This window comes from Micromonospora chokoriensis, from assembly GCF_900091505.1.
Taxonomy (GTDB): domain Bacteria; phylum Actinomycetota; class Actinomycetes; order Mycobacteriales; family Micromonosporaceae; genus Micromonospora; species Micromonospora chokoriensis.
Genome location: NZ_LT607409.1, coordinates 4,181,749 through 4,204,521, shown reverse-complemented (window position 1 = coordinate 4,204,521; position 22,773 = coordinate 4,181,749). Strand labels below are relative to the sequence as shown.

Below are 22,773 nucleotides of genomic sequence, written 5' to 3'. Positions count from 1 at the left end.
GGGCACATCGGCCCGGGGCCGGGTATCGCCCTCGCCGGGTCTGTCTTTCGGCCGATCTGCCACCCCCGCCCGGTTGGCTACGCTGGGTCACCATGAGCGCGCCGGATCTTCGACGTTTGTGGGTACGCCTGGCCCAGGCGGCCGGGCTGGCGGCCTTCGGCCTGCTCGCCCTCTTCGACTTCGCGGCCGGCACGGCGGACGACCGCGGCATCGTCGCTCTCCTGCTGATGCTCGTGCCCATGCTGTTGGCGGTGGCGACGGTGCCCCTCTGGCTGCCGGTGCACCGACCGGATTCCCACCGGCTGCCGGTGGCCGCGCTGGCGCTCGCCGCCGCCTCACTGGCCGTGACCGCAGGGGTGGTGCTCGTCTCCGGAGGCGGCGGAATCCTGCTCGCCCGCACCTGGGGGCTGGCCGAGTCGGCCGGGCTGATCGGCGTGGTCTTCGTGGTGAGCCGCTGGGGCGCGCCCCGGCTCGCCCCGTGGGCGGCGGCGGCCGCCGGGCTCGCCGTCGCCGCGTTGCCGCTGCGTGTCGGCACCGAGAACCTGCTGGTGATCTTCGGTCTGCTCCAGGTGATCGCCGCGGCCGGCGCCGCCGGGGTGGGGCTCTACCTGCGGATCGTCGCCGCCGGGCGGGAGCGGGCGATCGCGCTGGTGCGGGCCGAGCAGCGCGCCGAGTTCGCCCGGGACCTGCACGACTTCATCGCCCACCACGTGACCGGGATCGTGGTGCAGGCGCAGGGCGCCCGGTTCGTCGCCGAGCAGGACCCACAACGGGTGATCGTCGCCCTGGAGCAGATCGAACGGGCCGGTGCGGAGACGATGGCCTCGATGCGGCGGATGGTCGGCATCCTGCGGAACCCGAACGCGCCACCGGACGCGCCGCTGACCCCACTGGCCGGGGTGGGCGAGTTGGCGCCGCTGGTGACGGGGTTCAACGGTGCAGCGAATGCGCCGGCCCGGCTGCACGTCGAGGGCGACCTGGGTGGGCTGCCGGTGGAGGTGTCGACCTCGGCGTACCGGGTGGTGATGGAGGGGCTGACCAACACCCGGCAGCACGCGCCGGACGCCCGGTCGGTGGAGGTGGCGGTGCGTCGTACCCCGGACTGGTTGTTGGTCCGGGTGGCTGACGACGGCGCGTCGCCGCGCACCGCCCCGGCGCGGGGGCACGGCTTCGGCCTGATCGGCCTGACCGAGCGGGTACGAGCCCTCGGCGGCACGATCAGCGCCGGACCGGGCGTCGCCGGCGGCTGGGTGCTCGACGCCGCGTTCCCGTTGCAGGTGGGTCGATGATCCGGGTGCTGATCGCCGACGACCAGGCGATGGTCCGCACGGGCTTCGGGATGATCATCGGGGCGCAGGCGGACATGACGGTCGTCGGCGAGGCCGCCGACGGGGTCGTCGCCGTGGAGTTAGCCCGGCGGTTGCGCCCGGACGTGGTGCTGCTCGACATCCGGATGCCCCGCCTCGACGGCCTCGAAGCGCTGCGGCTGCTCGCCGGGCCGGGCGTCGCCGACCCGGTCCGGGTGGTCGTGGTGACGACCTTCGACCTGGACGAGTACGTGCACACCGCCCTGTCCAACGGCGCCTGCGGTTTCCTGCTCAAGGACTCCGGCCCGGCCCTGCTCGTCGAGGCGGTCCGCGCTGCCGTCTCGGGTGACGCGCTGATCAGCCCGTCCATCACGGTGCGGCTGTTGGAGCACCTCAGCTCACCCGCTCCGGCCTATGACGACGCCGCGCTGTCCCCACGGGAACTCGACGTGGTGAAGCTCGTCGCCCGAGGCCTGACCAACGCCGAGATCGCCGCCCGGCTCTTCATCGCCGTCGGCACCGTCAAGACCCACCTGGCCAGCGTCCAGATGAAGCTCAAGGCCCGCAACCGGGTCGAGATCGCCGCCTGGGCCTGGGAACGCCGCCTCGTCGGTTGACGGGACAACGGCGCGACGGCCACTCGCCTACCATCGTTGTCAGTCGATGACTGGTCCGCTGCGCTCACCCGAAGGCGAGGCGATCAACCATGCGTGATCATCCGTGGCGCGGCGTCCGGTCCCGGGCAGCCGCACTGGCCGCCTGCACGCTCACCGCGGCGGTGGTGGCGACAGGCGCGACCCCGGCGTACGCGGCGGCGGACACCCAGCCCCCCACCGCCCCCGGCCCGATCACCGTCACCGCCATCGACACCACCTCGGTCGACTTGACCTGGGCGCCCTCGACCGACAACGTGGGGGTGGTCCGTTACCCGGTCTCCGCACGGTTCGAGGACAGCGGCCTGACCTGGTCGACCGACACCAACAGCATTCGGATCACCGGCCTGCGGCCGTCGCGCACGTACACCTTCTTCGTGTCGGCGCTGGACGCGGCCGGCAACGGCTCCCCGTCGAGCGGGCCCCTACGGTTGACCATGCCACCGGGGGACGACCAACCGCCGGGCGCGCCGGGTCAACCGGTGGCGTTCGACGTCACCGCCACGGTGGTCCGGCTGCGCTGGGCGCACTCCGTGGACAACGTGGTGCTCGAACGGTACGAGGTGTTCCGGGTGGACGCCGGCGGCGCTCTCACACTGGTCCGCGACGTCTCCCAATACCCGCCCAACAACAGTGCCCAGATCAGCGGGTTGACGCCGAACACCACGTACACCTTCGTGGTGCGCGCCCGCGACGAGGTCGGCCTCCTGTCCCCGCTGTCCGCGCCGATCACCGTCACCACCCTGCCACCGCCGCCGAGCTGCGAGGTCCGGTCCGTCGCGCGGCAGTGGTCGGACGGTTTCGTGGCGCACCTGACCGTCACGAACACCGGCACCACCGCGGTCGACGGGTGGACGATGACGTGGCGGTTCTGGGCCAGCCAGCAGGTCCACGGCATCTGGGGCGCGAAGGTCATCGACCGTCCCACCAACAGCTACCTGCGGGTGGGCAACACCGGTCGCAACGCGGTGATCCCGCCCGGCGGCAGCGTCTCGCTCGGCCTCGTCGCCTCCGGCACGCAACTGCCGCAGGAGGTCACGCTCAACGGCGGCCTCTGCGAGGTGGCGGACGAGTAACGCTCACCTACGGGGTCTGGCGCGCGCCGCGACATCTTGCGACGCTAGCGGATATGTATGACTACGACCTGGTGGTGCTGGGGTCCGGTCCCAGCGGTCAGAAGGCGGCGATCGCGGCCGCCAAGCTCGGCAGGCGGGTCGGCATCGTGGACCGCCGCGACATGATCGGCGGGGTGTGCATCAACACCGGCACGGTCCCGTCCAAGACGTTGCGCGAGGCCGTGCTCTACCTGACCGGCCTGAGCCAACGTGACCTGTACGGCAGCAGCTACCGGGTCAAGGACGAGATCACGGTCAGCGACCTGGCCGCCCGGACCCAGCACGTCATCACCAGGCAGACCGACGTCATCCGCAACCAGCTCGCCCGCAACCGGGTCGCCATGATCACCGGCACCGGCCGGTTCGCGGACGCGCACTCGATCTGGGTCGACGGCGGGTCCGGCCGGGAGTCCACGGTGACCTTCGACAAGATCGTCATCGCGGCGGGCACCCGGCCGGCCCGTCCGGACAGCGTCGACTTCGACGACCGCACGATCGTGGACTCCGACGGCGTGATCAACCTCCAGGCCGTACCCCGCAGCATGGTCGTCGTCGGCGCCGGAGTGATCGGCATGGAGTACGCCTCGATGTTCGCCGCCCTGGGCACCAAGGTGACTGTCGTCGAACGGCGCGAACGGATGCTCGACTTCTGCGACGAGGAGATCGTCGAGTCGCTGAAGTACCACCTGCGCGACCTGTCCGTGGCGTTCCGCTTCGGCGAGGAGGTCGCCGCCGTCGAGAAGCACCAGACCGCCGCGCTGTGCATCCTCAAGAGCGGCAAGAAGATCGTCGCGGACACGGTGATGTACTCCGCCGGCCGACAGGGTCAGACCGACGACCTGGCGCTGGAGGCGGCGGGGCTGGAGGCGGACCGGCGTGGCCGGATCGCCGTGGACGCCAACTACCGCACGACAGTGGACAACATCTACGCGGTCGGCGACGTGATCGGCTTTCCCGCCCTGGCGTCGACCTCGATGGAGCAGGGTCGGCTGGCCGCGCAGCACGCCTGCGGCGAGCCGATCCGGGAGATGCACGGCCTGCAGCCGATCGGCATCTACACGATCCCGGAGATCAGCTTCGTCGGGCAGACCGAGGCGCAGCTCACCGAGAGCTCGACGCCGTTCGAGGTGGGCATCGCGCGTTACCGGGAACTGGCCCGTGGCCAGATCGTCGGCGACTCGTACGGCATGTTGAAGCTGCTCGTCTCCCCCGCCGACGGCCGGCTGCTCGGGGTGCACGTGTTCGGCACCGCCGCCACCGAGATCGTCCACATCGGGCAGGCGGTCATGGGCTGCGGCGGCACGATCGACTACCTGATCGACGCCGTGTTCAACTACCCGACGCTGGCCGAGGCGTACAAGGTGGCCGCCCTGGACGCCGCCAACAAGATCCGCAACATCACCCGCATCGACGGCTAGCAACCACCGCCGACCTCGACCAGCTCGGCGAGCCGACTGCGATAGTTCGGGCAGGTCGACATGTCCTCGTGTGAGCAGTTCAGCCCGGCCGCGAGCAAATCGAGCGCCGACTGAAGCGCCGCCATCCTGGCCCACCCACCCACCCACCCCCACCCCACCCGCCTCCGCGCGGTGATCAAGAGGTTTGCGTCACGACACGCCGTGCCGGATGACGCAAACCTCTTGATCACCGGGGGCGGGTGGGGGCGGGTGGGGGTGGGAGCGGTGGGGGCGGTGGGGTGGGGCCGGTGCGGGGCGGGACCGCCTCCGCACCGGCCCGCTGGGTTCTAGCCTGCCGAGCAGGTGGGGCTCAGGCTGCCGGCGGTGCCGTTGGCCTGGAACCCGAACTCGGTGGACTGTCCGGCGCCGACCTGACCGTTGTAGGCCACGTTGCGCCAGATCGTGGTGCCGGTGTTACCGCTGCGGTCGGCGCTCCACGCGTTGGTGACCGTCGCGCCCGACGGCAGCGCGATCGTCACCGTCCAGCCGTTGAGCGCCGACGAACCGGCGGTCACCCGCACGTTCGCCACGAAACCACCGTTCCACTGGTTCACCGACACCGTCGCGGTGCAGCCACCCGGGCCCGGGGGCGGCGTGGTGGGCGGCGGGTCGGTCGGCGGCGGCGTGGTGGTGGGCGGCGGGTCGGTCGGCGTGGTGCCGCTGTTCAGCGCGGCGAGCACCGCGTCGTACGCCGGCTTCTTCGAGCCGTTGCTGTTGAACAGCAACGGGGTCTGGTTGGAACGCCACGAGTCACTGTCGCGGATGCCCCACACCGTGATGCCGTTGCAGCGGGAGACGGCCAGGCAGTCCTCGACGACGCTGCGGTACGTGTTCGCCGAGGCGCCCTGGATGTCCAGCTCGGTGATCTGCACGTCCACGCCGAGCGCCGCGAAGCTGGACAGGGTGGTGCGGTAGTTGCTGACGTACGGGGAGTCGTTGTTGAAGTGCGACTGGAACCCGACGCAGTCGATCGGCACGCCACGCGCCTTGAAGTCGCGCACCATGTTGTACACGGCCTGCGTCTTCGCGTGCGTCCAGTTGTCGGTGTTGTAGTCGTTGTAGCAGAGCTTCGCGTTCGGGTCCGCGGCATCCGCCGCCCGGAACGCCGCCTCGATCCAGTCGTTGCCGGTGCGCTGGAGGTTGGAGTCGCGACGGGCGCCGGAGCTGCCGTCGGCGAACGCCTCGTTCACCACGTCCCACGAGTGGATCTTGCCCCGATAGTAGGTGGCCACCTGGGTGACGTGGTTGAGCATCGCCGAGCGCAGCGCGCTGCCGCTCATGTTCTCCATCCACCCCGGCTGCTGCGAGTGCCAGGCGAGGGTGTGACCCCGCACGCTCATGCCCCGACTGCGGGCGTGGTTGACGATCCGGTCGGCGTCGGTGAAGCTGAACCGCCCCTGCTGCGGCTCGGTGGCGTTCATCTTCATTTCGTTCTCGGCGGTCACCATGTTGAACTCACGGTTCAAAATCGTGGTGTACGCACTGTCGGAGAGCTTGAAGCCGGCCACCGCCGTGCCGAAGTAGCGACCCTTCTCGGCGGCGGACGCGCCGAGTGTCGTCCCGGCGGCGGCCGGCGCCGTCATGAACAGCGCCATGCCGGCGGCGAGGGCGCCCACTCCGGTCAGCGCCACGGCGGCTCTCGATGCCACCTTCCATCTGGTTCTTCTCATCTCGGGCGACTCCTTCTGTGTGGTGGGTGGGAAGGACACTCAGGACACCGAACAGGCGGCGCCGTTGAGGGCGAACGACGAGGGCTTGCCGCTGCCCCCCTCGTGCGTGGCCTGGAAGCCGATCTCGACCGACGCGTTCGGGGCGATCGTGGAGTTGTAGGCGACGTTGCGGGCGGTGACGTCTCCGCTCGTCGGGGCGTACTGGGCGTTCCAGCCGCTGGTGATGCGCTGTCCGCTGGGCAGCGTGAAGGTCAACGCCCACCCGTTCACGGCGGCGGAGCCGGTGTTGGTGATGGTCACGCTCGCGGTGAGGCCGGTGTTCCAGGCGTTGACCGTGTAGCCGACCCGGCAGGCGCCGTCACTCGGAGGCGGCGTCGTGGGTGGCGGAGTGGTCGGGGGTGGCGTCGTCGGCGGCGGCGTGGTCGGAGGCGGGGTGGTCGGCGGCGGCGTGGTCGGAGGGGCGGTGCCGTCCAGGCCGAAGAAGCGGATCACCTGCGCGGCGTCGACCGGGATGTTGTGCGTGACGCCCTGCATGCTGATCGCCTCGACCGGCGCCATCGGGCCGCTGCTGCCGTACCGGGTGCGGGTGTAGCCGGACCGCGGGGAGTCGGTGTACGTCGGGGTCTGGCTCAGCCCGTGCACGTTGGTCCACTGCTTGACCTGCTCGCCGAAGTTCGGGTAGCGCAGCGTGTCGTCGTTGGTGCCGTGCCAGATCTGCATCCGGGGCCGTTGGCCGCTGTAGCCCGGGTACGCCTGGCGGACCAGGTCACCCCACTGCTGGGCGGTCCTGACGAGTTGCCCGTTCGCGCACTGGCTGTTCCACTCGGAGGTGCCGCCGGTGGCGAAGCAGGCGAACGGCACCCCGGCGAAGGACGCGCCGGCAGCGAACACGTCCGGGTAGTCGCCGAGCATGACGTTCGTCATCATCGCCCCGGACGAGGTGCCGGTCGCGAAGATCCGGGTGGGGTCGGCGGAGTAGCGCTGCTTCACGTAGTCGACCATCGACATGAGGCCGACCGGGTCGCTGCCGCCGCCACGGCGTAGCGCCTGGGGCGAGTACACGTCCCAGCACTTGCTGCTGCGGGTCGCCGACGGGTAGATCACGATGAACCCGTACCGGTCGGCGAGGGACGCGTACTGCGTGCCGGAGTGGAACGCCGGGCCCGTGCCGGTGCAGTAGTGCAGCGCCAGGAGGATCGCCGGCCGGGACGCCACCCGGTCCGGGACGTAGAGGTGCATCTGGAGGTTGGTGGGGTTGGTGCCGAAGTTGGACACCTGCGTCAGCGTCGCCGCCGACGCCGGCGCGGCGAACGTCAACGCGGCGGCGGCCAGTGTCACGGCCGCCATGGCGACGCCAAGCATCCGGGTCTTCAGTGTCATGGGCGCGATCCCTTGCGAAAAAGGCGCGTGGAAGGGGACTTAAGTCGAGGACTGCCCTTCGCCCGACCTTGACCGCGGCTCGCGTGACCATGTCAGCTTCAATCGAGACAACTCGATTGTCAAGACTTCCGAAAACCTTTCGCTGCAAGGGTTTCCGGCGTCACCTGCGCGTCGGCGGGGTTCGGCAGAGACCACCGCCACCGGCCGCCGGCGAGCATTTTCCGGCACGTTCTCGGAACGTGCCGGAAAGCTCTGCGATCCGCGTCAGTGGATGTCCCGCCCTCGCTCGTCGGGCACCCCGGACTTCCGGTAGAAGTACGTGTTGATCTGGTCACGCCACTCGATGGCACATCGCACCTGCTCGTTTAGGCGTTCGGCGACCCGCTCGTACACGGCCGGGTCGATCATCCCGTTGAGGGTCCGCCACCGCCGCCGCATCGCCGTCACCTCCTCGACACCGGCGAAGTGGGTGTCGTAGATGTGCTGGATGACCGTCGACCCGCTGTGCAGGACGTGCCCGTACGGCACGTGGTGGAAGAAGAGCAACAGCTCGTCCGGGCAGGTCTCCAGAGACTCGTACACCTGCGCCCAGTACGGCGGGTACTGCCCGGTGAAACCGGTGCCCGACGCGCGGGTGCGGTCCACGCCGACACCGTCCCGGTCGGCGAAGTGGTAGGTGCCCCAGCGCGTGTACTCGTACCCGTCGACGCCGGGGCCGTAGTGGTCGCCGGGGTTGACCATGAAGCCGACGCCCAGCGGGGCGGTGTACCGCTCGTAGGTGCGCCAGGAGTCGTCCATGATCTCGTGCAGCGTCCGCCGCACCAGGTCCGGGTCGGCGGTCGCCGACGGCGGGAAGGTCAGCGTGATCCACTCGTCGAGGACGGCGGTGGGGTCCCGCCGGGGATCCCAGGCCAGCCGGCCGAACGTGTACAGGTTGGCCTGCGCCAACGGATGACCGGTCCAGAAGAGGTCGTCGCCCACGTTGGCGACCGCGACCAGGCCGCCGCCCACGCCCGACTCGCCCGCCGCCACGTCCGCCACCGTCCGTCCGTCCGGACCCCAGGGCGCGAACCGCAGCACCTCGCTCCACCACGGGCCGAGGTGGCAGACGTGCCGCTGCTGACCTGTGTACTCCTGGGTGACCTGCAACTCCACAGCGATCCGGGTGGCCGGCATCGCGGCGATCACCGGGGACACCGGTTCTCGGGTCTGGAAGTCCACCGGACCGTACTTCACCTGCACGACCACGTTGGTGCGGAAGCGGCCGTCGAGGGGGGCGAAGTGGTCGTACGCGGCGCGCGCCCGGTCGGTGGACCGGTCCCGCCAGTCCTGGTGGTGGTTGTAGACGAACGCCCGCCAGTGCACCACTCCCCCGAACGGCGCCAACGCCTCGGCCAGCATGTTCGCCCCGTCGGCGTGGTCACGTCCGTAGGTGAACGGGCCGGGTTGCCCCTCCGAGTCGGCCTTCACCACGTAACCGCCGAAGTCCGGGATGCGGTCGTACACCGTGCGGGTGGTCGCGGCCCACCAGGCCCGCACCCCCTCGTCCAGGGGATCGGCGGTCGACAGGTCACCGAGGACCACCGGCGCGGCGAAGGTGACCGACAGGTGCACCCGGATGTGGTACGGACGCAGCACGTCGGCGATCTCGGCGACGTCGCCGAGCCGGTCGGTGAGCAGCAGCGCCTCGGTGCGGGCGACGTTGACGTTGTTCACCGAGATCGCGTTGACACCGCTCGCGGCGAGCAGCCGCCCGTACTCCCGGATCCGGGCCAGGTCACCGCGCGGGCGGCCGTCCCGCCAGAAGATCGAACCGCCCGCGTACCCCCGTTCGACCTGGCCCATCACCGGGTGCACGGCCACGTTGTCCCAGTGGTCCAGCATCCGCCGACGCAGCGCCGGCCGGTGCCGCTCCGGTGGGCGCTCGGGGTCGAACGCCGCCGCGCAGAGCCGGACCACGTGGAACAGGCCGTACAGCAGGCCGGCGGGCGCGTCGGCCAGCACCACCGTCACGTCGCCGTGGCGGGCCAGCAGGAACCCCTCGTCGCCGAGCGACCCCCCGTCGCCGATCTCGGTCAATGCCGACTCCCCCGCCGACCGTGCCGCCCGCACCGCCGAACTGGGTGGCTCGTCGTCGCCGCGCAGGGCGAACACGAGGTCGACGTCGATGTCCCAGGACGGGGAGTGCCACACCCGCCCGCCGTAGCGGGCGCAGGCGCGCGACACCTCGTGCAGCACGGTGTCGACGAGCAGCCCATCACCGTGGACGAGGACGCGGCGTGCGCCGAGCGACCGGAACGCCTCCGGCGGCAGCCAGGCCGGGTGCACGCGTGGCTCGTGGGGTTCCATCGGATCGTCGACGAACATCAGCTGCTCCAGGTGGACCGACTCGTCTGCGTTCACCAGTCCTCCTTCAGCACCACGACTCCGTACGCCGGCAGGCGCACTGTTGAACCGGTCCAGATCCGGTCACCGGTGAGCAGGTCGACCCCGCCGCGGCGGGCGGGCACCTCGACCGCGTCGGCGCGGTGGTTGAGCAGGAACAGCAGCCGCGACCCGTCCGGCGCGACCCGGACGGCGGATTCCAGGTCCGCGACGTCCGGGTAGGGCCCGAGCACGTCGTGCCGCGCGATCACCTGCCGGACCACCCAGGAGACCCCGGTCTGGTCCAGGTCGGTCGCCACGTACCAGCCGTCGCCGTCGCCGAAGGAGTTGCGGGTCACCGCCGGTGTGCCCGCGTAGAAGTCGGCCTGGTAGGTGCCGACCACCTGCGCGCCCTGCGGGATCACCAGCTCGAACAGCAGCCGCGCCTCGACGTCGACAGCCTCGGCGCCGTGGCCGAGGCGGACCGGGTTGACCACCTCCGGGCCACGGGCGTCCCACTCGTCGACCCGGACACCCGTCAGTTGCCCGAGCGGGCCCGGCACGTCCATCAGGAAGGCCTGGTCGTTCTCGTCCACCCGACCCGACAGGTAGGTGGTCAGCACCGACCCGCCGCGCGCCGCCACGTCCTCCAGGCGCTGCGCCAGGTCGCCCTTGAGCATGTGCAGGGCCGGCGCGACGACCACGTCGTAGCCGGACAGGTCGGCGGTCACCGCGACGACGTCCAGGTCCACCCCGGCGTCCCACAGCGCCCGGTGGTATGCGAGCACGACCTGTTGGTAGCGGACCAGCCGGGACGGCCCGTCGGAGATCTCCAAGGCCCACCAGCTGTCCCAGTCGAAGAGCAGCGCCACCCGGGCGGGCGTCCGCGCGCCCAACGACGCCGAGCCGAGGCGGACCAACTCGGCGCCCAGCTCGGCGACCTCCCGGAACACCCGGGTGTCGGAGCGGCCGGAGTGGCCGATGACCGCTCCGTGGTATTTCTCGCTGGCGCCCCGGCAGGCGCGCAGTTGGAAGAACAGCACCGCGTCGGCGCCGTGCGCCACCGCCTGCCAACTCCACAGCCGCATGACGCCGGGCCGCTTCAGCGGGTTGACGTCGCGGCACGCGGTCACGCCCGGGGACTGTTCCATCAACCAGAACGGCTGGCCGTCCTTCAGCCCCCGCATCAGGTCGTGGGTCAGCGCCATCCGGGCCGCCGACTCGTCGTCCGGCGGGTAGTTGTCCCACGAGGCGAAGTCCAGGTGCGCCGCCCAGCGGTGGTAGTCGATCGGCCGGTACATGCCCATGAAGTTGGTCGTCACCGGCAGGGTGGGACTGGACTCGCGGATGGCGGCCTTCTCGTCGTGGAAGTTGGCCAGCATGGCGTCGGAGGAGAACCGCAGGTAGTCCAGGGTGATGCCCTGGAACGCGGTGTGGTCGGGGCCGCGCCAGTGCTCGGTCAACGCCGACGGCGGCTCGATCTGCTCCCAGTCGGTGAAGGTGTGCGACCAGAAGGTCGTGTACCAGGCCGCGTTCAGGTCGTCGAGGGTGCCGTAGCGGTTGCGCAGCCAGCCCCGGAACCCGGCCGCGCACAGGTCGCAGTAGCAGGCGCCGCCGTACTCGTTGCCCACGTGCCACGCGACGACCGCCGGGGTGTCGGCGTAGCGGCGGGCGACCCGGCGCGCCAACTCGACCGAGAGCCGGCGGTAGACCGGGGAACTGGGGCAGGAGTTGTGTCGTTGACCGAAGCGGCGCTTGCGACCCTCGAAGTCGGTGCGGGTCACCTCCGGGTACGCCGTCGCCAACCAGGCCGGGTGGGCACCGGTGCCGGTCGCCAGGCAGATGCCGCGCCCCTCGGCGGCGGCCCGCTCCACGATCCGGTCCAGCAGCGAGAAGTCGTAGACGTCCTCGGCGGGCTGGGTGAGCGCCCAGTCGAACACGCCGAGGGTGACCAGGTCGATCCGGGCGCTGTCGAAGAGACGGTGGTCCTGCTTCCAGACGTCCTCGGGCCACTGCTCCGGGTTGTAGTCGCCTCCGAAGGGCACCTTGGCGGTGACGGGCAGACTCATTCGGCGAACTCCTTCCGGATCAGGTCGACCATCGGGTCAGCCACGCGCAGAAGTGCCAGGACCAGTACCGAACCGAGCATCGCCAGCACCGCCTCGGAGAGGACCGCGGTGACGCCGGTCGCCGCGGCCAGCAGCAGCGCGGTGCCGACGGTGACACCGGGGGTACGCACGAGGAAGTGCACGGCCAGCCGGAGTACGTCACGGGTGCGGAAGTCGAACAACGAGGTGATCACCAGTGCGTTGGCCGCGCAGAGTGTCACCCCCACCGCGAGCAGGACCAGCGGCACCGCCCACCAGCTCGCGAGGCCGACCGCGTCACGGTAGGCGAGGTTCATGGCGAGCACGGTCAGCCACACCAACGTCGGCACCCAGACGCGCAGCACGCCGGACACGTTCGTCCGGTAACCGCGCCAGAACCGGGCGGCGGGGCGCAGGTCGGTGAGGTCGGTCCGCTGGTGACGCAGCGCGTACAGGGCGGCGGAGATCGCCGGGCCGACCGGCACCAGGAACAGCGCGGCCAGGGGCAGGTTGCTGGGGTCGCGGCCGAGCACCAGCAGCGGAAGCAGGCCGGGCAGTGTGGTCAGCAGCAGGAGCAGCTCGACCACGAGCAGGATGTAGACGCGTGAGGTGATCCGCGACAGTGGTCCGTCACCGAACTGTCGCCAGGTCTGGGCCGCCCCACTCACTGTCGCTCCTTCTGGTCGCTTCGCCGGAGGGCGGGCGGGTCACGCGCGTCGCACCGGCCGGTGGTCGCCGGGCGTCCGGTCGAGCGGGTGACCCCACCCGACCGGACACCGCGCCGATCAGCCGTTCTTCTTCTGGAACCGCTCGTACGCCTTGTTGACCAGGTCGATGTACTGCTCGGAGTTCTTGGCCTTCAACTCGGCCACGTACGCGTCCCACTCGCTGAGGGGCCGCTGGCCGAGGGCGAACTTCAGCGTGTTCTGGGTGACGAAGTCCTTCAGCGGCGTCTCCCAGAGCGACACCTGCTCGCGCTCCTCGTCGGTCAACGGGGCCGGCGGGGGCACCACCTTCGGTGGCCGGGCGTCCATCACCTTCTGGAACTCCAGCTCCTCCGGGGAGAAGAACCCACGGACCAGGTCGGGCGTGCCGCCGTAGGCGAAGACGCCGTTGTGGAAGCCGAAGTCCTTCTGCAGGTGCTTGGGCGCCTTCGGGTGGAGGCCGAGGAAGTCGATGCCGGGGTCGAGGGTGCGCTTGCCGGAGGCGTCCTTGGTGAAGGTCGTGCCCTCGATGCCCCAGCGGGCGAACTCCAGGCCGGCGTCCGAATACCACAACCAGTCGATGAACTGCATCATGGCCACGAAGTTCTTGCTCTCCCGGGCCTTCGAGGAGATCATGATGCCGTTCTCCAGTCGGGGGAACGGGTTGATCTCACCGGCCGGGCCGATCGGCAGCGGGATCTTGGCCATCTTCGCGTTCGGCAGGGTCTTGGCCAGGTCCGGTCGGTGGTTGTTGACCAGGGTCTGCGCGTTGCCGGTGACCACGAAGGACTTGCCGTTGGCGAGCTTCTGGCGCGCCTGGTCGTCGGTCTGGGTGAAGCTCTCCGGGTCGAGCAGACCCTCGGCGACGAGCTTGTGCAGGAAGGTGACCATCTGCTTGTACTGCTCGGACGCCCCGGTGTAGCTGAACTTCTTCGTCGCCGCGTCCCAGGTGGCGTGCTGGTAGTCCCAGCCCGCCTGGGTGCCGTGGGCCGAGCCGAGGATGTTCAGCAGGGCACCGGTCGGGTTCGGTTTGCTGAAGAGGTCGGAGTACGGGTAGACGTTCGGGTACTTCGCCTTCATCGCCTTGAGCACGGCGTACAGGTCGTCCCAGGTTTTCGGGGTCGGCAGGTTGAGCTCCTGCATGATGTCGGTGCGCACCAGCACCGTGTAGTCCTGCGTGGGCTTCTCGTGCAGGCCCGGCAGCAGGTAGAACTTACCGTCGGACTGCCGCAGGTTGTCGATCTCCGGCTTGAGGTTCCACTTGCTGATCTTGTCCTTGAGGTTGGGCATCAGGTCCAGGTAGTCGCTCACCGGGAGGATCGCCCCGGAGGACACGAAGGCGTTCTCCTGCGGGTGGTACGTCTTCGGGATGATCAACGGGGCGTCGCCGGCGCCGATCAGCAGGCTGCGCTTCTGCTCGTAGTCGCTCAGCGGCACCGCGACCGGCTCGATCTTCACGTTGGTCCGCTTGGTGAGCTCGGACCAGAACGGCCAGTCCTCCTTGAGCGGGTAGAACGTGTGGTTGTTGTAGAGGGTGGAGAAGGAGAGCGCCTCGGTGGCCTTGAACTGGTCGCCGACACCGTACTTCTCCATCGCGCCGACCCGGTTCTCGGTGAGGTCCTTCGACTCGCCGGGGTCCTCGGAACAGGCGGAGATCAGGGTGAGCGCGAGCAGACCCGCGGTGGCTACCGCCACTCGGCGCCACGGCTTGTGGAGCATGGCTCGTCCTTTCGGTGGTGGGGTTTCGGTGGAGGCGGTGCGGAGGTCGACGTCATCCCTTTACCGCGCCGAGCATCACGCCGCGGACGAAGTACCGCTGGACGAAGGGGTAGACCGCCAGGATGGGCAGGGTGGTGAGCACGATCGTCACGGCCTGGAGCGTGGCCGCGGCCTGGACCTTGTCGGCGTCGGCGGCGGCCGACTCGGCGCTCGTGGCGCCCGCGATGAGGTTGCGCAGGTAGACCGTCACCGGGAGCAGGTCCTGCTCGTCGATGTAGAGGAACGCGGTGAACCACGAGTTCCAGAAGGAGACCGCGTAGAAGAGCACCATCGTCGCGATGATCGCCTTGGAGAGCGGCAGCACGATCCGCCACAGGATGCCGTACGTGTTCAGCCCGTCGACCGCTGCCGCCTCCTCCAACTCGGTCGGCAGACTCTCGAAGAACGCCTTCATGACCAGCAGGTTGAACACACTGATGGCGTTGGGGATCACCACGGCCCAGATGGTGTTCTTCATGCCGAGGCTGGTGACCAGCACGTAGTTGGGGATCAGACCGCCGGAGAAGAACATGGTGAACAGCGCGACACCGACCAGCAGGCCGCGCCCCTTGAGCTGGGGTTTGGACAGCACGTACGCGTAGCAGGTGGTCAGCACGATCGAGATGAGCGTGGCGACCACCGTGTAGACCACTGTGTTGCGGTAGTTCGTCCAGAACAGCCCGTCGGACATCACCAGCCGGTACGAGGTCAGGTCGAACCCACGCGGGACGACGGTCACCTTCCCGGCGAGGATGTACGCCTCTTCGCTGAGCGAGCGGGCCACGATGGTGAGGAACGGGTACAGCGTCACGACCACGACGCCGAGCAGGACGATGGTGTTGACGATCCGGAAGATCCGGTAGCCCCGGCTGTCGTCCGGTCCGCGGGTCTTCGGGGCGTCGCTCTTCGTGCCGAGCGTCACCACAGGCTCGTCCCCACCGTGCGACGGGAGATGACGTTCGCCGACAGGACGAGGATCAGCCCGATCACGGCCTCGAAGAGGCCGATGGCGGCGGCGTAGCTGAAGTTGCTGGACTGGAAGCCCATCCGGAACAGGTAGGTGGAGACCACGTCGGCGGTCGGGTACGTCAACGGGTTGTACAGCAACAGGATCTTCTCGAACCCGACGGCCAGGAAGCTGCCGATGTTGAGGATCAGCAGCGTCATCATCGTGGGCCGGATGCCGGGCAGGGTGACGTGCCAGGTCTGTCGCAGCCGGCCCGCGCCGTCGATCCGGGCGGCCTCGTACAGGTCCTCGTCGATGGTGGTGAGGGCGGCGAGGTAGAGGATCGTGCCCCAGCCGACGGTCTGCCAGACCTCGGACGAGACGTAGATGGTGCGGAACCACTCCGGCTTCTGCAGGAATGCCACCGGGTCGCCGCCGAACAGGCTGACGATCTGGTTGGCAGTGCCCTCGATCGAGGTCAGCTGCATGACCATCGCCGCCACGATCACGATCGACAGGAAGTGCGGCAGGTAGGAGACGGACTGGACGAAGCGCTTGAACCGGCGGGCCCGCACCTCGTTGAGCAGCAGCGCCAGCACGATGGGCAGCGGGAAGCAGAACAGCAGGGTCAGCGTCCCGAGCACCAGGGTGTTGGTGAACACATCCCAGAACGTCGGGTCGGTGAGGAACATCCGGAAGTAGCGCAGCCCGACCCAGTACTCACCGAAGATGTTGCCGCCCGGCTTGAAGCGCCGGAAGGCGATGATGTTCCCGAGCATCGGCAGGTACCGGAAGATCAGGAAGAACAGCAGCGGCAGGACCGCCAGCGAGTAGAGCTGCCAGTCCCGGCGCAGCGCCTGCCGCCAGGTCCGGCCGCGGCGCGGCGAGCGGGGGGCGGGGCTGGCGACCGTCGGCGAGCGCGGTGGCGCCGGCGGGGGTGGCCGCAACGTGAATGTCACGGCGGCCTCCTAGGCGGACTGCGGAACGGCCACGAGGGGCTCGATCCGCACCGACGTGAGCAGTTCCCGTTGATGGCCGACCTGGCGCTCGGGGCCGGTCAACCGCAACGGCAGACTCGCCACCAGGTCGCCGCTGGACCGGCCGAACCGCAGTTCGACGTCGCCGGGCTCGACGACGCGCCGGCCGGAGAGCCCGGTGAACGACGCGACGTCGGCCGGCACCCCGAAGGTCACGTGCGCCGACTCGCCGGGTGCCAACGGCAGGCGGGCGTAGCCGACCAGCCGGACCACCGGACGGGTGGTCTGCGCGACCGGATCGTGCAGGTAGAGCTGCACCACCTCGGCACCGTCCCGGTCACCGGTGTTGGCCACGGTGATCCGGACCCGCACCTCGCCGTCGACCGGCCAGGCCGCCGGCTGGTCCGGGGCGTCGTCCGCCGCCTCGACGACGCGGGCGTCGGACCACTCGAAGGTGGTGTAGCTCAACCCGTGGCCGAACGGGTAGCTCGGCGTCGGGTCGATCGAGGAGACCTTGTTGCGCCGACCGAGCGGGGGTGCCAGGTAGGTGCTCGGCATCCCGCCCGCGTCGCGGGGCACGCTGACCGGCAACCGCCCGGACGGGTTGACCGCGCCGGTGAGCACCTCGGCGAGCGCCTGCCCGCCGCGCTGGCCGAGGAAGAACGCCTGCACCACGCCCGCCGCGGCGTCGAACTCCGGCCCGAGCGCGTAGGGGCGGCCCGCCATCAGCACCAGGACCACCGGGGTGCCGGTGGCGAGAACGGCCCGGACCAGGTCGGCCTGCACACCGGGTAGCCGCAGGTCGGCGGCGTCGCAGCCCTCCCCCGAGGTGCCCCGGCCGAACATCCCCGCCCGGTCGCCGACGGCGAGCACACACACGTCGGCGTCGGCCGCCGCGGCGACCGCGGCCGGGATGCCCGAGGTGTCCTCGCCGGTGATGGCGCAGCCGGGTTCGTGGGTGAGCAGCGGGACGCGTCGGGCAAGCTCGTCGCGTAACGAGGGAATGTCCAGACCCATCCCGAATTCGGGGTGGTTCACGCCCACGTGGTTGGGGAACGAGTAGCAGCCGAGCATGGCCATCGGATCGTCGGCGAGCGGGCCGACCAGGGCCACCCGCCCACCGGCGGTCAGGGGAAGGACACCGGTGTTGCGCAGCAGCACGACGGCCTCCCGGGCGAGGCGTACGGCGACGTCCTGGCTGACGTCGTCGTCGAACCGCAGGGACGCCACGTCGTCGGGCAGTTCGTTCCAGCCTTCGTCGAGCAGACCGAGCTCGATCTTCTGGCGCAGGACCCGCCGCAGCGCGCGGTCGATCAGCGTCTCGTCGACCTCGCCACGACGTACCGCCTCCACCAGCGGCGCGCCGAAGGTGTCCACAGTGGGCAGCTCGACGTCGATGCCGGCTCGTAGGGCGAGCCGGGCGGCGTCGGCGGCGTCCGCGGCGACCCCGTGCAGGGTCTCCAGGAACCGGACGGCGAAGTAGTCGGCGACCACGGTGCCGGTGAAGCCCCACTCGTCACGCAGCAGCCCGGTCAGCAACCCGGGGTCGGCGGCGACGGGCAGACCGTCGATCTCCGCGTAGGAGTTCATCACCGAGCGGGCGCCACCGTGCCGCAGCGCCATCTCGAACGGCGGCAGGATGACGTCGGCCAACTCCCGGGGGCCCATCGGCACCGGCGCGAGGTTGCGCCCGCCACGGGAGGCCGAGTAACCGGCGAAGTGTTTCAGCGTGGCCACCACGCCGGCCCGCTCCAGGCCCCGCACGTACGCGGCACCTGTCGTCCCCACCAGGTAGGGGTCCTCGCCGATCGTCTCCTCGGTGCGGCCCCAGCGGTAGTCGCGGGTGACGTCCAGGACCGGGGCGAGACCCTGGTGCACACCGGCGGCGCGCATGGAGCGTCCGATCCGGTCGGCCATGGCCTCGACCAGTTCGGGGTCGAAGGACGCGCCCCAGCTGAGCGGAGTCGGGTAGACGGTGGCCCGCCACGCCGCGAACCCGGTGAGGCATTCCTCGTGCACCTGCGCCGGGATCCCGAACCGACTGGCCGCGACGATCTGCGCCTGCGAGGCCGCCAGCGACCGGGCGCCGAGCACCGGGTCGACGGGCGCGGTGCCGAACGGTCGGGTGAGCTGGCCCAACCCGTACCGGATGACGGTGCTCCACTGCGGCGTCTCGCTGATCATGTCGGACTGGTGTGGTGCGACGCCCTCGCCGCTGGCTTCGGCGCCGACCCAGACGCCGACGAGCTGGGCGATCTTCTCCTCCAGCGACATCATCGGCACGAGCGCCTCGGCCCGTTCGGTCGGCGACAGCCGCGGATCGCGCCACGGCGCGGCGTCGCTGTCCCCGGGCAACTGACTTCTCATGCCAAGACCCCTCAGCTCCGGCCACATCCCCGCACCCGGTTCGCAGCCGACTTTTCCCACGATCCGAAAGTTTCCGGAATCCCGCGTAACCTTTTCGGCAACCTAAGTGCCCCATCGATGGGTGTCAAGGGCTGGCATGGACCTCCACCGATCGCCGCCGACACCCCCGAGTCATCCCAGCACATCAGCCGTATGGCGAGCGGGGGCCGACGAGGTGGGAGCAGCATCGACTGGCGGGAATGGGTGATCGTGTTAGGGTCTGCCGAAACTTTCGGATGTTGCGTGAGGCTGCGATGACGGAGCACCGCCCACTCGACCCACCCGCCTCCACCACCATCGCGACCATCGCCAACGACGTCGGCGTCTCGGTCGCGACGGTGTCCAAGGTCCTCAACGGACGTGGTGATGTCGCCCCCGGCACCAGAGCCCGCGTGGAGGCGAGCCTCGACCGCCACCAGTACCAGCGCCGCGTCCGGCGACCTTCGACCGGCAGCGGTCGCATCGAGCTCGTGTTCCACGAGTTCGACACCGGTTGGGCGATGGAGATCCTGCGCGGCGTGGAGGCGGCGACGACCGCTGCCGGCGTCGGGCTGTCGGTGGCCCAACTCGACGGCGCGCACCGCCCGCCGGCCCGATGGCTGGAGGCGCTGCTCGCCGACCGGCCCCTGGGCGTGGTGTTCGTCCTCTCCCACCTGGCCGAGGCCCAGCAACAGCACCTGCGCCGCCAGGGCATACCGTTCGTCGTCGTCGACACCGACAGCGCGACCTCGGCCTCCGTGCCCACCGTCGGCTCGAACAACTGGAACGGCGGCCTGCTCGCCGCCCGGCACCTCCTCGATCTCGGGCACCGGAGGATCGCCGTCATCTCCGGGCCGCCCGACGTGCTGTGCAGCCGCGCCCGGGCCGCCGGCTTCCAGTCGGCCCACGACGAGGCCGGCATCGTGGTCGACCGTGAACTGGTCCGCTACGGCAGTTTCTCCGCCGGCGCCGGTCACGCCCACGGTCTGCAACTGCTGCGCCGACCGGACCGCCCCACGGCCATCTTCGCCGGCTCGGACATCCAGGCCATGGGAGTGCTCCGGGCCGCCCGCCAGTGCGGCCTCCGAGTGCCCGAGGACCTCTCGGTGATCGGGTACGACAACCTGCCCGTCTCCGCCTGGACCGACCCGGCCCTCACCACGATCAACCAACCGTTGCGCGACATGGCCGGCATCGCCACCCAGATGCTGCTGGACCTGACCCGAGGCAACGAGCCGGCGACCAGCCGGATTGACCTGGTGACCGAGCTGGTCGTCCGGGAGAGCACCGCACCGCCCGCCGACCCGCGTTGACCCCGGCCCCTGCGAGGACCCGTGCCCCACTCCGCCCTCACCCCCGACGAACTCCAGCGGTACGCCCCGGACGTCGCCGAGCCCGACGACTTCGACCAGTTCTGGCGGGACACCCTCGCCGAGGCGGCTGCCCGCCCGGTGCTCGTCGACGTCCGCCCGCAGCCGACCGACCTACCGTTGCTCGACTCCTGGGACGTCACGTTCGCCGGCTTCGGCGGCGACCCCGTGCGGGCCTGGTACACCCGCCCGGCCGGTGCCCGGGAACCTCTGCCGGCCGTGGTCGAGTACGCCGGCTACGGTCGCGGCCGCGGCCTGCCGCACGAGCGGCTGACCTGGCCGGTGGCCGGGTACGCGCACCTGTTGATGGACAACCGGGGTCAGGCCGGGCAGTACGCCACCGGGGACACCCCCGACCCGCACGGCGCCCCCGGCGGGCCCTCGCCGGCCACCTGGGGGATCCTCGACCCGCGCGACTACCACTACCGCCGTCTGATCACCGACGCGGTCCGGGCGGTCGAGGCGGTCCGCGCCCTGCCCGACGTCGACGGTGACCGGGTCAGCGTGGTCGGCAACAGTCAGGGTGGCGGCCTCGCCCTGGCCGTGGCCGGCCTCGTCGACGACCTCGCCGCGGTGCTGACCACCGCGCCGTTCCTCTGCGACATGCGCAGCGCCGTCGGGCTCACCGACCTCGCGCCGTACGGCGAGATCGGCCGTTACCTGGCCGTGCATCGGGAGGGCGAGGAGGCCGTGTGGCGGACGTTGTCCTACGTGGACGCGGTCACCTTCGCCCGGCGGGCGACGGCACCGGCGCACTTCGGGGTCGGCCGACGCGACACCGTCTGCCCGCCGCGAACCGCCTTCGCCGCCTACAACCACTACGGCGCCGCGAACGGTCGACCCACCCCACCGGAGCGGGAGATCCACGTTTACCCGTTCAACGGCCACGAGGGCGGCGAAGCGGTCCACGTCCGACGTCAGCTGCGCTGGCTCGCCTCGGTCCTCCATCCCGCTCACGCATCCACCGGGTGATCACCACCCATCGAGGCTCAGCAATGTTACTTTCGGTCGACATCGATGTGCGCGTCGTGCACCACCTGGGTTCGACAGCCTGCATCGCCATCCGACCGACGGGGGAACCATGAGGAGCCGTCAGCAATCACGTCACCTGATCTGGTCACGCGCTATCCCCGCAACCATCGCGCTCGGCCTGCTGGTCGTCTCCGCGATGACCGGCCCGGCCCCCGCTGCCGCGGTCTCCGGCACCGGCCGCGCCAATCCGGTGGTCACCTGGGACCTGAATGCCCAGACGGCAATCTGGGACGTCGCGGCCCAGCAACCGAACGAGCAGGTGCGTAGTTTCGCAATGGTGAACGGGGCCGTCTACGACGCGGTGAACGCCATCGCCGGCACCCCGTACCAGCCGTACCTCGCCGCACCGTCGTCAAGCGGGACCGAGTCGGTGGACGCCGCCGTCGCCACCGCCGCCCATGGCGTACTCGCCGCTCTGTTTCCTGATCAGCGGGAGCGGCTTCGGGTCCAGCACGACGCTGCTCTCGCCACGATTCGTGACGGGCGGTCGAAGCAGGGCGGCATCAGGATCGGGGCGCGAGCCGCGGCCACGATGGTCGCCGCACGGCAGGACGACGGCGCGTTCGGGGACCAGCAGTGGAGCCAGGGGACAAGGCCCGGCCAGTGGCGGCCCACACCGCCGCTGTTCCTGTCCCAGGGCGCATGGACCGGCCACCTGCGGCCGTTCCTCATCCCCCGTGCGTCGATGTTCCGCGCACCCGAGCCGCCGCAACTGACCAGCGGTGCCTACACCCGCGACCTCAACGAGGTGAAGCAGCTCGGGTCGGCGACGAGCACGGCGCGTACGCAGGACCAGACGGAGGCCGCGATCTGGTGGCACGACCGACGATCCGGCTCCTGGGAGATCAAGCGGCAGCTCGCCACCACCCAACAGCTGGACGCGCTGCAGACCGCGCGCTTCTTCGCGATGACCGACCTCATCGTGGCCGACTCGGGCGTGGCGTGCTTCAGCCAGAAGGACGCGTGGAGCTACTGGCGTCCGGTCACCGCGATCCACCAGGCCGACACGGACGGTAACCCGAGGACGGCCGCCGACCCGGGCTGGCAGTCGCTGCTCGTCACACCGCCCTTTCCCGAGTACCCCTCCGGTCACGCCTGCGGCACGGGTGCGCGCATGTCGCTGTACCGGCACTTCTTCGGCCGAGACGACATCGCCTTCAGCGGGTCCAGCGCCGACTCCGGCACAACCAGGCGATTCACCAGCTTCTCGCAGGCGCTCGACGAGCTCATCGGCGCGCGCGTCTGGGGCGGCGTCCACTTCCGGACCGCTGACGTGGAGGGGGCGAAGATCGGGGAGCAGGTCTACCGCTATGCGGTCCGGCACCATTTCCGCCCGCTGAGATAGCCGGCCTCGGCTGTGTCGTGCGTGGTCCACGCCTGTCGTGCGTGGTCCCCGCCGGCTCGGCGCGCATTGCCGGTGTTAGCGATAACACGCTATGGTGCGTCGGCGAGGTGCAGGGCACACCTCCGTCACGGCTCATCGGTCCGCCACACCCGACCGGTGCGAGCCACCGCGCCACGACCACCAGTGACGATGTCCGGGCTCCTGGTCGTACCGCGACGCCCAC

The 22,773-nt window shown here is 70.3% G+C and carries 17 protein-coding genes; 7 read left to right on the top strand and 10 right to left on the bottom strand.

Going from position 1 to position 22,773, the window contains the following annotated elements; translation table 11 throughout:
• Nucleotides 1-92 precede the first annotated feature (92 nt).
• From GA0070612_RS19375 to sthA, 4 genes are all read left to right on the top strand, one after another.
• Nucleotides 93-1,289, top strand: coding sequence for a sensor histidine kinase (locus tag GA0070612_RS19375; RefSeq protein WP_088989196.1), 1,197 nt, complete (start codon nucleotides 93-95; stop codon nucleotides 1,287-1,289).
• Nucleotides 1,286-1,924 (top strand): response regulator, encoded by a 639-nt coding sequence (locus tag GA0070612_RS19370; RefSeq protein WP_088989195.1) that lies wholly within the window; start codon nucleotides 1,286-1,288, stop codon nucleotides 1,922-1,924. Before GA0070612_RS19375 ends, GA0070612_RS19370 begins: the two co-directional genes overlap by 4 nt.
• 89 nt (nucleotides 1,925-2,013) lie before the next feature.
• Nucleotides 2,014-3,036 carry a fibronectin type III domain-containing protein gene (locus GA0070612_RS19365; RefSeq protein WP_088989194.1) on the top strand — a complete coding sequence of 341 codons (1,023 nt, stop codon included), beginning with the start codon at nucleotides 2,014-2,016 and terminating at the stop codon, nucleotides 3,034-3,036.
• 53 nt (nucleotides 3,037-3,089) lie between these two features.
• Nucleotides 3,090-4,493, top strand: a complete 1,404-nt coding sequence (gene sthA, locus GA0070612_RS19360; protein WP_088989193.1) for a Si-specific NAD(P)(+) transhydrogenase — start codon at nucleotides 3,090-3,092, stop codon at nucleotides 4,491-4,493.
• Here the strand turns inward: sthA and GA0070612_RS32825 are convergent.
• The 10 genes from GA0070612_RS32825 to GA0070612_RS19310 all read right to left on the bottom strand — a co-directional run bounded on the left by GA0070612_RS32825 (nucleotide 4,490) and on the right by GA0070612_RS19310 (nucleotide 18,785).
• Nucleotides 4,490-4,618 carry a hypothetical protein gene (locus GA0070612_RS32825; protein WP_269458264.1) on the bottom strand — a complete coding sequence of 43 codons (129 nt, stop codon included), beginning with the start codon at nucleotides 4,616-4,618 and terminating at the stop codon, nucleotides 4,490-4,492. The two genes, sthA and GA0070612_RS32825, sit on opposite strands and share 4 nt — an antisense overlap.
• Nucleotides 4,619-4,819: 201 nt before the next feature.
• Nucleotides 4,820-6,202 (bottom strand): endo-1,4-beta-xylanase, encoded by a 1,383-nt coding sequence (locus tag GA0070612_RS19350; protein WP_088989192.1) that lies wholly within the window; start codon nucleotides 6,200-6,202, stop codon nucleotides 4,820-4,822.
• Nucleotides 6,203-6,241: 39 nt separating this feature from the next.
• Entirely contained in the window at nucleotides 6,242-7,582 is a 1,341-nt protein-coding gene (locus tag GA0070612_RS19345) for an extracellular catalytic domain type 1 short-chain-length polyhydroxyalkanoate depolymerase (RefSeq protein WP_088989191.1), read from the bottom strand.
• Between the two features lie 264 nt (nucleotides 7,583-7,846).
• On the bottom strand, nucleotides 7,847-9,985 hold the full coding sequence (locus tag GA0070612_RS19340; RefSeq protein ID WP_231924257.1) for an alpha-glucuronidase: 2,139 nt from the start codon (nucleotides 9,983-9,985) through the stop codon (nucleotides 7,847-7,849).
• The gene (locus tag GA0070612_RS19335; protein ID WP_088989190.1) at nucleotides 9,982-12,015 is read right to left on the bottom strand and encodes a beta-galactosidase; all 2,034 of its coding nucleotides are present in this window, start codon (nucleotides 12,013-12,015) and stop codon (nucleotides 9,982-9,984) included. Before GA0070612_RS19335 ends, GA0070612_RS19340 begins: the two co-directional genes overlap by 4 nt.
• Nucleotides 12,012-12,701, bottom strand: coding sequence for a DUF624 domain-containing protein (locus GA0070612_RS19330; protein ID WP_088989189.1), 690 nt, complete (start codon nucleotides 12,699-12,701; stop codon nucleotides 12,012-12,014). The genes GA0070612_RS19335 and GA0070612_RS19330 overlap by 4 nt, the downstream gene beginning before the upstream one ends.
• A 117-nt stretch (nucleotides 12,702-12,818) precedes the next feature.
• On the bottom strand, nucleotides 12,819-14,456 hold the full coding sequence (locus tag GA0070612_RS19325) for an ABC transporter substrate-binding protein (protein WP_088989188.1): 1,638 nt from the start codon (nucleotides 14,454-14,456) through the stop codon (nucleotides 12,819-12,821).
• Nucleotides 14,457-14,508: 52 nt separating this feature from the next.
• Nucleotides 14,509-15,417, bottom strand: coding sequence for a carbohydrate ABC transporter permease (locus GA0070612_RS19320; protein WP_231924256.1), 909 nt, complete (start codon nucleotides 15,415-15,417; stop codon nucleotides 14,509-14,511).
• A complete protein-coding gene (locus tag GA0070612_RS19315; RefSeq protein ID WP_088989186.1) occupies nucleotides 15,414-16,400 on the bottom strand; it encodes an ABC transporter permease in 987 nt (328 codons plus the stop codon). Before GA0070612_RS19315 ends, GA0070612_RS19320 begins: the two co-directional genes overlap by 4 nt.
• A gap of 9 nt (nucleotides 16,401-16,409) precedes the next feature.
• Complete coding sequence (locus GA0070612_RS19310; protein ID WP_088989185.1) at nucleotides 16,410-18,785, bottom strand: beta-xylosidase/alpha-l-arabinosidase; 2,376 nt, start codon at nucleotides 18,783-18,785, stop codon at nucleotides 16,410-16,412.
• A gap of 293 nt (nucleotides 18,786-19,078) precedes the next feature.
• Between GA0070612_RS19310 and GA0070612_RS19305 the strand changes: the two genes are divergently transcribed.
• The 3 genes from GA0070612_RS19305 to GA0070612_RS19295 all read left to right on the top strand — a co-directional run bounded on the left by GA0070612_RS19305 (nucleotide 19,079) and on the right by GA0070612_RS19295 (nucleotide 22,550).
• Nucleotides 19,079-20,116, top strand: a complete 1,038-nt coding sequence (locus tag GA0070612_RS19305; protein WP_088989184.1) for a LacI family DNA-binding transcriptional regulator — start codon at nucleotides 19,079-19,081, stop codon at nucleotides 20,114-20,116.
• A 21-nt stretch (nucleotides 20,117-20,137) separates the two neighbouring features.
• Nucleotides 20,138-21,145 (top strand): acetylxylan esterase, encoded by a 1,008-nt coding sequence (locus GA0070612_RS19300; protein WP_088989183.1) that lies wholly within the window; start codon nucleotides 20,138-20,140, stop codon nucleotides 21,143-21,145.
• A 109-nt stretch (nucleotides 21,146-21,254) separates the two neighbouring features.
• Nucleotides 21,255-22,550, top strand: a complete 1,296-nt coding sequence (locus GA0070612_RS19295) for a vanadium-dependent haloperoxidase (protein WP_197699194.1) — start codon at nucleotides 21,255-21,257, stop codon at nucleotides 22,548-22,550.
• Nucleotides 22,551-22,773 lie beyond the last annotated feature (223 nt).